General features: G+C 57.8%; 12 protein-coding genes. All 12 read left to right on the top strand.

Translation table 11 applies throughout. From position 1 onward, the window contains the following. The 12 genes from KVT28_RS23710 to KVT28_RS23765 are packed head-to-tail and all read left to right on the top strand — an operon-like array spanning window position 1 to window position 12,130. Window positions 1–792 (top strand): DsbA family protein, encoded by a 792-nt coding sequence (locus tag KVT28_RS23710; protein WP_217550488.1) that lies wholly within the window; start codon window positions 1–3, stop codon window positions 790–792. Window position 793: 1 nt separating this feature from the next. Further along, window positions 794–1,801 (top strand): conjugal transfer pilus assembly protein TraU, encoded by a 1,008-nt coding sequence (gene traU / locus KVT28_RS23715; protein ID WP_217550490.1) that lies wholly within the window; start codon window positions 794–796, stop codon window positions 1,799–1,801. Window positions 1,802–1,812: 11 nt separating this feature from the next. Continuing rightward, complete coding sequence (gene trbC, locus KVT28_RS23720) at window positions 1,813–2,253, top strand: type-F conjugative transfer system pilin assembly protein TrbC (protein WP_217550492.1); 441 nt, start codon at window positions 1,813–1,815, stop codon at window positions 2,251–2,253. Further along, on the top strand, window positions 2,250–2,678 hold the full coding sequence (locus KVT28_RS23725) for a hypothetical protein (RefSeq protein ID WP_217550495.1): 429 nt from the start codon (window positions 2,250–2,252) through the stop codon (window positions 2,676–2,678). Before trbC ends, KVT28_RS23725 begins: the two co-directional genes overlap by 4 nt. A gap of 56 nt (window positions 2,679–2,734) precedes the next feature. After that, complete coding sequence (locus KVT28_RS23730) at window positions 2,735–4,585, top strand: conjugal transfer protein TraN (protein ID WP_217550497.1); 1,851 nt, start codon at window positions 2,735–2,737, stop codon at window positions 4,583–4,585. Next, a complete protein-coding gene (gene traF / locus KVT28_RS23735; RefSeq protein WP_368734936.1) occupies window positions 4,582–5,355 on the top strand; it encodes a type-F conjugative transfer system pilin assembly protein TraF in 774 nt (257 codons plus the stop codon). Before KVT28_RS23730 ends, traF begins: the two co-directional genes overlap by 4 nt. 3 nt (window positions 5,356–5,358) lie before the next feature. Beyond that, window positions 5,359–5,940 carry a type-F conjugative transfer system pilin assembly thiol-disulfide isomerase TrbB gene (gene trbB / locus KVT28_RS23740; protein WP_217550499.1) on the top strand — a complete coding sequence of 194 codons (582 nt, stop codon included), beginning with the start codon at window positions 5,359–5,361 and terminating at the stop codon, window positions 5,938–5,940. Next, window positions 5,940–6,332, top strand: a complete 393-nt coding sequence (locus KVT28_RS23745; protein ID WP_217550501.1) for a hypothetical protein — start codon at window positions 5,940–5,942, stop codon at window positions 6,330–6,332. The genes trbB and KVT28_RS23745 overlap by 1 nt, the downstream gene beginning before the upstream one ends. Next, window positions 6,325–7,731, top strand: a complete 1,407-nt coding sequence (locus KVT28_RS23750) for a conjugal transfer protein TraH (protein ID WP_217550503.1) — start codon at window positions 6,325–6,327, stop codon at window positions 7,729–7,731. The genes KVT28_RS23745 and KVT28_RS23750 overlap by 8 nt, the downstream gene beginning before the upstream one ends. After that, window positions 7,731–10,604, top strand: a complete 2,874-nt coding sequence (gene traG / locus KVT28_RS23755; RefSeq protein ID WP_217550505.1) for a conjugal transfer mating-pair stabilization protein TraG — start codon at window positions 7,731–7,733, stop codon at window positions 10,602–10,604. Before KVT28_RS23750 ends, traG begins: the two co-directional genes overlap by 1 nt. 26 nt (window positions 10,605–10,630) lie before the next feature. After that, window positions 10,631–11,161 carry a hypothetical protein gene (locus KVT28_RS23760; RefSeq protein WP_217550507.1) on the top strand — a complete coding sequence of 177 codons (531 nt, stop codon included), beginning with the start codon at window positions 10,631–10,633 and terminating at the stop codon, window positions 11,159–11,161. A gap of 54 nt (window positions 11,162–11,215) precedes the next feature. Then, window positions 11,216–12,130 (top strand): DUF6012 family protein, encoded by a 915-nt coding sequence (locus KVT28_RS23765; RefSeq protein ID WP_217550509.1) that lies wholly within the window; start codon window positions 11,216–11,218, stop codon window positions 12,128–12,130. Window positions 12,131–12,164 lie beyond the last annotated feature (34 nt).

The raw sequence follows: 12,164 nt of genomic DNA on the forward strand, positions 1-12,164 counted from the left end.
ATGAAAAAGTTAATCCTTGCGACCGCGCTAACCTTTGCCCTTGCAGGCCACGCTCTGGCGGATGCAGAGACCTTCACCGACGCCCAGAAGGCGCAGATTGGTCAGGTGGCCGCCGATTACCTGCGCGCGCATCCGGAAATCCTGATTGAAATGAGCCAGAAGCTGCAGGCGCAGGCGCAGAACAAACAGATGGCGTCGGCAGCGGGTGCGGCGCTGGAGAATAAGGATGCGCTGCTGAACGACCCCACCTCTCCGGTGGTGCACCCGAAAGGCGACGTCGCGGTGATTCAGTTCTTTGACTATCAGTGCATCTACTGCGCCAAAGTCGCCCCGACCGTGGAGCAGTTCATCAGCAACAATCCGGACGTGCGCTTCATTTATAAGGAATGGCCCATCTTCGGCAGCCGCTGGCCGGCATCCATTCAGGCGGCAAAGGTCGGGCTCTCACTGTACAAAACGGGCGGGGCAGAAGTGTATCACCGCTATCACGCCGCGCTGTACGCCACCGGGCATAACGAGGGCAAGCTGCTGGACGCGGACATCCGCAGCGCCGCTGTGAAGGCCGGCATCACCTCCACGCCGAAGGCGCAGGTTGAGGCGATGGGCGAGGTGCTGGAGGCCAACAACGCGCTGGCCAAGCGCCTCGGCATTCAGGGCACGCCCGCCTTCTTTATTATGCCGGTCAGCGGCGCCACGGCGGATAACGTCAGCGTCATCCCGGGTGCGACGAGTCTGGATGCGCTGCAGGCCGCCGTAGAGAAGGCGCGCGGCGGCGTGAAGAAAGGGGGCTGACATGGTCTGGCGAACGGTGCTCCTCCTGCTTTCAGTGTGGCTCTGCGCGCCCGCGTCAGCGGCAGAAAGCAGCAGCGGTAATACGGCGCTCACCTGCGAGGGCCGCTGGGTGAACCCCATCACCGACGTGTGCTGGGAGTGTATTTTCCCGATGAGCGTAGGCAGCGTGCAGGTCTCGGCTGGCACGCTGCCCGATACCGATAATCCCGCGTCGCCCATTCAGTTCTGTCCGGTCCCGCCGCCCATTTTTGAGCGCATGGGCGTGGCGGTGGGGTACTGGGAGCCGTTTGCGATGACGGACGTGACCCGCTCGCCGGGCTGCATGGTGAACATGGGCGGCTTCAACATCAACATCCCGAACACCGGCACGGGCGTGGGCACCAAAACGGCGAACGAACACCCCGGCACCTTCTATCACGTCCACTGGTACAAGTACCCGCTGATCTCCTGGCTCAGCATTATCACCTCCGACATGTGCCTGCAGGGCGGGGAATACGACATCGGCTACCTGTCAGAGCTGGACCCGACCTGGCAGAACGACAACCTGGCGCTGTTCCTGAATCCCGAGGTGATGCTGTTTGCCAACCCGATTGCGCAGATGGCCTGCGCGGCGGACGCGGTGGCCTCCGGAGTGAGCCGCCCGATTGATGCGCTGTTCTGGTGCGCCGGTTCGCACGGCTCAATGTACCCCTTCACGGGCAACATCGTGAACGAGTCCAGCGGGCTGAACAGCTCGGTGCTGCTCTCCGAGCGCATGGACTTCAAGCTGCACCGCGAGGGGCTCATCCTCGATACCGTGCCGTACGACGTGGCGGTCTGCTACGAGTATCCGTCCGTCATTCTGCCGAAAAGCCGCTACCGCTATCAGATGGTGAACACCATCCCGGACGTGGCGTCCTGCCATCCGCTGGGGCGCAACGTAATGCTGTGGCAGACGGGTAAAGAAATGCCGACCAGTAAAAAGAACTACGGCTACCTCATCTGGAAAAAGCGCAACTGCGTGATGTAAGAGAGGCACACATGAATCGACTCAACGCGGCGCTGCTGGTCAGCGCCTGCCTGGTCAGCAACCTGCCGGCGCTGGCCGATGACGGCACGCAGGTCAGCAGCACGGAAAACGAAACGGCGTATTTCCTGTCGTCTTCGCTTCCGGATAAAGAGCTCGCGCTTCTGATGAAGGCGGCGGAGGCAAAGAACATCCCCGTCTACTTCCGGGGGCTTATCAACGACAACATGGATCAGACCGCAAAGTACATGCTGAACCTGATCACGACCTACAAGGTGCGCGGCATCCAGATTGACCCGGTGCGCTTTGAGCGCTACGGCGTGAAGCAGGTCCCGGCGCTGGTGAGGAAGTGCGGAGAACGCCTCGACATCGTGTACGGCAACGTGGCGCTGAACCAGGCGCTGGACATGATTGACCAGCGCGGCGACTGCGGCACCGCTGAAAAAGAGAGATGACGACGATGTTTTTACTTAACCACACCTGGCGCACTCGCTTTGACAAAGCGGCTGCGTTTTTTACGCCGTCCACTTTTTTTCTGCTCAGAACGCTGGTCGTGCATCCGGCCATATTCGCGGTGCTGCTCCTCTTACTGATGTGTAAAGGAAACATTGGTGAAGGATTGCTCAACGGTGCCGAGGGTCTGGTGCGGGATGCGCCAGCCGGACAGATATGGGCATGCGAACGTATCAGTTTACAAGGCAGCGTGCCGTCAGTTGATGAAGCCGCAGGAGTTGAATGCCGCAGGCAGAGCGTTCCCCGCGCCGTCTGGGTGGATGAGGCGAATCGTTCGCTGGTGACGCTCTATAAAACGGGTGTTCTGTTATCGCTGCTTGCCTCTTTACTGACGTGGCTTATCCGGCGGCAGGCTTCTGCACGCTGAGGCATTCGGACCGGCCCGCTGCGGCGGGCACTCTTTCCTTCTCTCCGGACATTCTGATGAAAAAACCAATACGCTCCCTGCTGCAGGGGTTGCTGCTGGCCTGCCTCTCTGCCGGCGCGCTGGCCGCATCGATGGACGCCTCCAATCAGGAGGGCGTCAGCGCCGGTAAGTCGGCCAACGGCACGACCAGCGCCGACCCCAACAGTTATTTTGAGAACTACACGTCGGACGCGCCGCAGCGCGACCTGTACAGCGACCCGACGCAGACGTCGACCAACATTGATGTGAAGGGCCAGACGGAGCTTACGGAATCGGATCTCGGGCAAACCGCCCGCGAGTCCTACGTCAACAACCCGGCCGACAAGCTCAGCTACGACTCCGACATGATGAAGCGCAGCGACGAGATACGGAACAGCGCCGACGCCATTACCGGCGTCAACGGCAGCCAGTGCGTGGCGCAGGAGCTCAGCAAGACCACGTACACCACGCACGCCTGCGAGCTGGCTTCCAGCCTGTCACAGTCCTGCACCCGCAAGGCCACGATCGTCACCACCGGCTCGCGCGAAACCTATAACACTCAGCTGGTGCTGGATGCCCGTAACGTGGCTGGTCAGAAAGGCGACAGCTACTGGATGATTTACAACTTTGTGGTGCCGGAGGACGGCACCATCAGCAGCGGCACGTGGGAGCTGTTGTACCCCAAAGCGCCTGACTGGCACGGCGACCGCCTGGGCTATTCCATCCGGGCCTTCGGTCAGCAGTTCAAGGTCAAAATCAACAACAGCGGCGCCATGAACATCTCACCTCAGCAGGTTACGAAGGGACAAGTTATCACTTTAGAACTGCACTACGACACTGATGGCCATTACGATTCCGCTCGCGATGGCATCATGCGCAACATTGCCAACGGCACGAACGTTTTTCGCATGACGTTTCCCCTGCAGGCGGTACGCGACACCGTGCAGGCGGGTATTCAATGGACCAACAGCTGCCCGGCGGACATGGGCGACGCCGTGAAAATGAGCGAGGTCTGCAGCGACCCGGGCGGGACCCGCTCGGTCACCGTGGGCGGGCAGGCCTACAGCGTTTACAGCGACTGCTGGGGCTATACCACCCAGTGGAATCTGTACGAAGACGACACCAACACCTGTCAGGCCTACATCGATGACCCGAACTGCAGCGAGGGCACGCGCACCTGTACGCAGAAAATCGGCAACTACTGCGTCTACAGCAAGCTCACCTACCAGTGTGCGCACACCGTGAAGAGTACCGGCTACATCTGCGGCTCAGAGTTCTACTGCTCGGACGGCAGCTGCGCCGCCATGCAGAACGGAGAGAACCAGAACTTTGAGGAGGCCGTCTCCCAGCTGGCGGCGCTGGCCGCCTACGGGCAGGACGTGAACGGCATTGACCCCAATCAGGTCACGGCGTTTACCGGTAAAGGCATGTCATGCCGCCAGAGCGCGGCGGGTTTCAGCAACTGTTGCAAGAGCGGTGGCTGGGGGCAGGATGCAGGGCTCGCACAGTGCAACACCGAGGAGAAAGAGATCGGCACCGGCAAGGAGAAAAAGCTGGTCGTGAAGGTCGGCTCGTACTGCTCGCGCAAGGTACTCGGCGTCTGCCTGCAGAAGAAAGAGGGCTACTGCGTGTTTGACAGCAAGCTTGCCCGCATCGTGCAGGAGCAGGGCCGCCGCGACCAGCTGGGCATCAGCTTCGGCTCCGCGAGCGACCCCGACTGCCGGGGCATCAAAATCGCCGAGCTGCAGGGCATCAAGTTCGACCACATCGACTTCAGCGACTTTTACGACGACCTCAACAGCAACGTAAAGCTGCCTGATGAAGACGCCCTGCAGGACCGCATCCAGTCCGACATCCAGAACAGCCTGAAGTCAGGAGACCAGCCGTGAGAAAAATCATCTGCCTGTCGCTGCTACTGGCAGCGCTGCCGCTGCACGCGGCGGAAGATAAAAAGCCAGACGGCTATAACTACGACCCGGCCGTGGGCTGGTACTGGTACAACGAGCCGGTAAAAAAGGATGAAGAGGAGCCGACTGCGGCACCTCCACCGCCCCCGCAGGAGACGCCCACGCAGAAGATGAAGCGCCTGCAGGCGTTCCGCGACAACCTCATGAACGAGGCGATGCTGCACCCCTCTTCTGAGAACATCCGGCGCTACAAAATCGTACAGGACTGGATGGTGAATCAGGCGAGCATGTTCGCCTCGCGCTGGGAAAAGGTGCTGCTGGACAACCCCGAGCTCGATTACAGCCTGAAGCACCCGTTCTACAACGGCACCGCCAACATCCAGTACACCGAGCAGCGCCAGAAGCAGCAGGCGGCCATCCGCTACGTGAACCAGCGCTACGGCGTGTTCTTCTTTTATCGCGGCAACGAGCCGCTCGATAACCGGCTCGGCGGGGTGGTGAAGGAGTTCAGCGAGCAGTACGGCCTTACCGTTATTCCCGTCACCGTGGACGGGCGCGCCAGCCCGGACCTGCCGGATACCCGCCAGAATGCCGGGCAGGCGGAGAAAATGAAAATTGAGCACTTCCCGGCCATTTACCTGGTGGAGCCGCGCACGAAGAAATATCAGCCGCTGGCCTATGGCTTTATCACCCAGGACGATCTGGCGCGCCGCATGCTCAACATCGTTACTGACTTCCAGCCCGAGGATTAACCCATGATTGCAAAACTGTTTGCCGCACTGCTGTTACTGGCTCCCCTGCTGGCCCCGGCCAGCACCCTTGATGACATTGCCCGCCTGGAACAGGCCAAATCGGGCGAGGACGCAGCCGTGCAGCCGCAGCCGCAACCTCAGGCCCCGACGCAGAAGGAAAGCGCCGCTCAGCCGGAAAGCCCGCAGCCCGCCACGCCGGGAAAATCCGTGTGGTTTCAGCTGAGCGACGGCAGGCGCGTCGACGTCGGTCACTGGCAGATTGTGCACTTCGTCCGCTCCGACTGCCCGTACTGCCACCGCTTCAACCCGATCCTGAAGTCAGTGTCAGAGCAGACCGGCATCGGCGTGTTCGTTTACAGCTTTGACGGCAAGGGCGATGCGGTGTTTCCAAAGGTCATGCCGGTCAACGACGGCATCCTGAAGGACTTCTTTGCGGAGCTGCCGCAGGCGACGCCGACAGACTTCATCATCAACACGCAGTCGCTGGTCACCATCCCGCTGTCGCAGGGAGAAATGAGTGAGGAGGCGCTGAAACAGCGCCTTGAGGAGTCCTTTGCGCTGGCCGTGCGTCTGGGGGTGCTGTGATGAAAGACAGAGCGGTTTTATTCAGCACGACGTCCACCTTCAGGGTTATGCATGGCCCCTGCAGTGACGCCGTCGTCAGTAGTCTGCTGAGCGTGTTTTCAGGCATTACCGGTATTGAGGTGGCCTGCTATCGCGCGGGTCGTTCCGTCACCGAGCTGTTGGTTCATCGGGAAAAACACACCTCATTTTGTCTGACCATCTGGCAGGGCGCGCTGAGCGTCCCACCGGTCAGCGAAGATGACCTGCGGCTTTCTCATAAGGAAATAAGCCTTCCGGACACCGCAGACGTGCTCATCCTTATCACCACGCTGGTCAGGCGTGCCGGGCTGGTGCCGGCGCTGATACAGGACCCGGACTCATCTGTCGTGATGGAGTTTATCCGCCATGACTGATTTCAGAACCGACTTTATGAGGAACGACGCCATGCGCCGCATCTTTTCTGCTGCTCTCAGCTTTGGTCTGCTGCTGTCCCCTGCGGGCGCTTATGCTGACGTGCAGAACGACATCAACAAATTCTTCAACGACATGGGCGGCGGCGGGGGCAACTACACGCAGGCCGCCGCGTGGCAGGGCCAGTCGGCGGGCTACCTGACCGGGGGCAACCTGTTTATCCGCACCCCGGTGCGCAACATCCAGCTGATTTCGGTGACGCTCCCCGACATCAAGTCGGGCTGCGGCGGCATCGATGCTTATCTGGGCTCGTTCAGCTTTATCAACAGCGACAGCATCAAGATCATGGGCAAGCAGATACTGAGCAACGCGGCCGGGTACGCCTTTGACCTCGGGCTTGAGACCATCTGCCCGCAGTGTAAGGCGGTGAAGGACTACCTGCAGAAGCTCGCGGCCGATACCAACAACATGAACATCTCCACCTGTCAGGCGGCGCAGTCTATCGTCGGCGGCTTATGGCCCAAAACGCAGGCGGCCAGCGCGCAGATCTGTCAGGACCTCGGCACCAAGCACGACGTGTTCTCTGACTGGGCGGCATCGCGTCAGGGCTGCGGCGTAGGTGGCGAGACCAGCAGCGTGTTCGACAAGGCGACCGACGATGAGAAGAAGCGCATTCCGCGCAACCGTAACCTCACGTGGGACACGTTCACGAAGCTCAACCAGTTCTTCAGCAACGATCGCGCGCTCAAGGAATTCATTATGTCGATGGTGGGTACGGTGATTTACGACGGCAGCGGCAACCCGACCTTCCTGCAGCCGCGCGGCGGCAGCGAGTCGATGTTCAATACGCTGCTGAACGGCGGCACGGAGAAAATTTACCGCTGCAACGACAACGACACCTGCCTGTCGCCCACGATTGCCGAGCTCACGCTCAGCGAGGACGAGGGCATGACGGGGCGGGTGCGGGACATCCTCAACGATATCTTTGATAAAAGCCGCAGCGATACCGCGCTGACGGACACCGAAAGAGCACTTATCAGCAGCACGCGCGTGCGCATCCTGCGCTACACCATCGACTCCGCGTCGGTGGGCATGGATCAGAGCGTGGTGAGTAGCCTGGCGGAGTACATCGCGGCAGACATGGTGATGTCCTACATCAACGGGCTGATTGACGTGGCCGCCAGCGGCGCAGCGGGCACGCTTGATACGGAAGAAGAGAATAAGCACTTCCGGGAGAATCTGCGGCAGGTACGTAACGAGCTGAGCCAGCGCGTATCGCGCATTCAGGTGCAGCAGAACGGGCTGGCCGAGTACGACCGAAGCCTGTCAGAGACGCGCCAGCAGCTTTCCTCTTCTGTCTCCGACAGCGTGCTGTCCAACTATCAGTTTGGAGGTAACTAATGGCACTTGATATCTGGGTGGTCAGCGCCGGCGGCATGATCACGATGGGGCTGAACGCCGTGGCCACCATGATGGAGAACGGCGGCTGGCGCACCACGGTGTGGGTAGCTGAAATGCTGGGCATCGTGTTCTGCATCTTTACCTATCTGCGGACGCACGACCTGCGGACCATGTTCGGGTGGGGTCTCACGTTCGCGCTGGTGACGGCCGTTCTGCTGACGCCCCGGGTCACGGTGGTGGTGAACGACCTGACCGCACCGGACACCATAGGGCGGGTGGATAACGTGCCGGTGGGGCTGGCGCTGCCGCTCTATCTGATTACCGGGACGGGGTACACGATGACCACCGCGTACGAGGATATTTTCCACTTCCCGGACGAGCGCGCCTATACCAAAACGGGCATGCTGTTCGCCAGCAAGCTGATGCAGGACAGCTTCACCATCGAGAGCCGCGACCCGGTGCTGGCGTACAACCTGGTGGAGTACACCAAGAACTGCGTGGTGCCGGACATCATGCTGAACCACAAGTACAGCACGCAGGACGTGATGGAGTCAGAGGACGTGCAGTCGGTGATTTTCAACAACCCCAGCCCGCTGCGCGGCGTGTACTGGCGGGATGCGTCGGGCACCACCTTCATGTTCTGCCGTGACGCGGCGCCGAAGCTGAAAACGCTGATGACCGCGCAGAGCAATAACACGGGCACCACCTTTATGAGCCACGCCGCGCGCATGCTGCCGGGGAATACCTCCCCGCAGACGGTGTACGCCGACCAGCTGGCCGGCTCGTACAGCTACTTCTTTGACAGTAGCAAATCAGCCCAGAGCATTATGCTGCAGAACATCGCGGTGGCTGGCCTGCGTCGCGGTCTGAACAGCTACGTGAAGGGCATGAACGATACCGCATCCATGGTCGACATCGCCTCCGAGCAGTCACTGATGAAGCTGCGCCTGTCGCACGCGGTGAGCTACACCATTGCAACAGAGGTGCTGCCGCAGCTGCACACGGTGCTGATGCTGTTCTGTATCTGCATCTTCCCGGTGATGATTCTGGCGCTGTACGTGCGTGAGATAGCCTGGTCCGTCATCAAGAGCTACCTGAACTTTATGGGCAGCCTGATGCTGTGGCCCATCATGTTTGCCATCTTCAACTTTGCGGTGAACTACAGCACGCAGAACAGCTTTCAGGCGACCGGCCCGACGCTGTCCAATATGAACCGCCTGATGGAAACCAGCTCCACGACGGCGGGTATCGCAGGCTGGCTGATGCTTTCCATCCCGTTCCTGGCGTTCCGCCTGTTCACCGGGCTGGGTCAGGGCTTTGCCAGCCTCAGCTCCAGTCTGGGCAGCGCGCTCAGCAGCGCGTCCGCCGCAGACTCAGCCGCCGTGGCCTCGGGCAACCTCAGCGCCGGTAACGTGCAGGTGGATAACGTCAACGGCTTTAAAACCAACCTTAATCGCGACCTGCGCGAAGGCATGAGCACCCTGCAGCTGGCTAACGGCGCAAGCCGCACTTTTACGCCTGAAGGCCAGACGGTGTTTAACTCGTCAGAAGCGACCAGCCGCATCGGGGTGGAGCTGAACATGGACAGGAATCTGGCCAGCGCCGCACAGCGTTCTGTGCGCGACAGTCAGGCGCAGACCGAGTCGGCCATGCAGGGTTATAACCATTCCGTTCAGGAAACCGGCTCGCAGCTTAAACAGTTCCATGAGCAGTTTGGTAACAGCGATTCGAAAACGCTGTCAGCCTCAACCGGTCTCAGTGTAACGGATGCAGAGCGCGTCAACAGGATGCAGAACGTAGCACAGGACTATGCCACCCGTAATCATGTAAGCCTCGATCAGGCTTATTCGGAACTGGAAAGTAAGTCTCGTGATCTCGCTGTTAATGGTGGGGCAAGAGTTCAGGCAGGTGTTGATAGTAGTAAACATCTGTTTGGCAAAGGCGCTGAGCTTGTAACAGGTTTCTCTGGGAAGGCAGATGCACATGCTGGAGTTGAGACAACAGGAAGAACTGGTTCAACCTCACAAACGACGGAAGGCGGCAGGAATGGTAAAGATGATTCACACACATTTTCAGCTCGTGAATCTCAGGACTTCAGTCAGGGTATGGACGTGCTACGTAATTACAACACTTCATACAATGGCCAGCATGTGGATAACAATGCTTCCGGCCTGATGAATCAGATCTCGTCTGGCATCACTACGTCTGACAGCAAATATGAGCAGTATACGGCCAGCCAGTCGCATACTCATGAGCTTCAGAAAATGGCTTCTCAGACGGAAACGCTTAGCGCAGGCGCGCGTGACAATTACACTCAGCAGTTCGTGCAGTGGACGCTGCAGCGTTCTCCAGAAAATGCAGAAACCATTCTCAGCAATACGTCGGATGAAAGTGTGCAGAGGCAGCGTGACGGACTGGTGCAGGAGTTTTTCGCCGAGAAACTACAGGGACGTATCGACGGAAATTATGAGCACAATGCGGGCAGAACAGGTGAAGGCATGTATGCCCCTGCGAATACTGCAGCGGCAGGATTTGGAGGTGCTTATGACCGAGCAAACCATGATATTGATAGCGGGGTTGAGAGAAACAATATACGTACAACTGGGAACAATGAATTCGAGGCACAGAATAAAATTGTTACAGAGAGGAGTGATTACGCTCAGTCTGAGATTAAATCGGGTGAATCAATGGCACGCTCGGGCATGAATGATAGGCAAAGTGGTTACGAAGATACGGCTCAGGATTATCAACGTAATAAAGAATTGGCAGATAAATCACAAGCTAATTGGCTACCCAAAGAGGCAAGTGATATGCTGAATAAAAATGAGCGAACCAAAGAATATCTCGATGACAAAATCAAAAAAGAGAAATGACTATAATCCAGATTGCGAGAGGTGACATGATGAGTATTACATACGATAAAATAAGAGCGGAGATTAAAGGGATATCCCAAGAGATAGCTAATTCTAAAGAAATAGTGCCAAGTCCTTTGGACAACATCAGATCTGGGTTGTTACCGGCGGCAATCTATTTTTCTTTTTTCATCGCATGTGCGTTCACAGATGCGTACATCAAAAATGTATGGCAGGCGGTCGGTTTAGTGTCTTTTTTCTTCTGGATTTTTATAATTGTTTTTATAAGTGGTTATGCGCAAGTGTTTTCTATGCTTCCAAAGGATGCAGCTAATAGGTATGAAATAGTTCGCGTATATCGAAAGAAAGTTAAGGTTTATTATTTCATTTGGGTGTCTGCAGTTATTCTTGGTGGTTTGATTTCAATTCTATCAATTTTTAATATTCTGGCTCTTGCTGCAATTACGTTGCTATCCACTGTCTTTCTTGCTCTTTTTTTCAATCTCGATATCTCTCGCTATCAGCTTTCAGGTCTAATTGGCGCCCTCAGTGCAGCAAAAGAAAGCATTAATAGATAGCTGTTATTTTATAGCCCTCTTGCAATAAGAGGGCGTCGTATAATTGACGAGGCTATGATGTTAATCCATTTAACCCCTTCCTATTTTTTGAAATACTCGAATATTTCTGTTGACCTAATTGATGTCGAGATTCCCGAATTAGGTTTGCATTTGCGTTCTCACCAAGAAATTACAGTCAGGTTTCCTTCTCCTAACAAACAACTTCATTACGTCTGCCGAAAGAAAGGACGTAAAGCCATATATGGAATATTGCTTGAAACAGACCGACCCGTAACGGACTTCACACTCATCACGCGCTGGGCGGTGCAGGGAAACGTCTCTGTTCATCGGGTACATATGCATATTTCCGGTGAAGGGGAAGCCGCCACGGACGCAATTCAGCTATGGAGCGCATTCTCACGCACGCCTTTTGATAACAGGATCCCCGCAGCGGCCCGCAACTGGACGCCGGCCAGCTGTCAGCCCCGCCTGACGGTATCCGCGTCCGACAGACCGTCCGAGCGTGAACCTGAAATCTGGCGGCGTGCTGACCCGGGCGGCATCGTTCGCGAACAGACGGAGTTCTTCACCATGGCCGCTGTAGAGCCTGAACGTCTGGTAACACAATGGTGGGGGAATGACCGGCTGCCGCCACCTGATGATGCCTTTTCCTGCACCGTTCGCGACGTGCCCGGCACCCTGCGGGTGCTGTATCCCCGGGTCGGCGTCACGGTCTGCCCGCTGAGCGAGCAGGCGGAGCTGATCAAAAGCGACCTGCAGCGTGAGGGAATGATGGAGGCCTGGAAAGGGATTATGGAGCCGGTACTGAACGACGTCAGGCGCGCCAGCCCGGTATTTTTCACCAACACATCTAACCTGATGGACAGCATCCGGCGTCATTCCGGCAGCTATCAGGCTCTGTCAGAAGCTGATAAACGCTTCGTCAGCGCACAGATTAACCAGCCGCTTTTTCAGGCCTCTGACTGCTGAGACCGCCCGCCGCACGCCCTGACGCACCCTGCGT

The organism is Pantoea sp. GbtcB22 (genome assembly GCF_019091025.1).
Lineage (GTDB): Bacteria > Pseudomonadota > Gammaproteobacteria > Enterobacterales > Enterobacteriaceae > Pantoea > Pantoea leporis.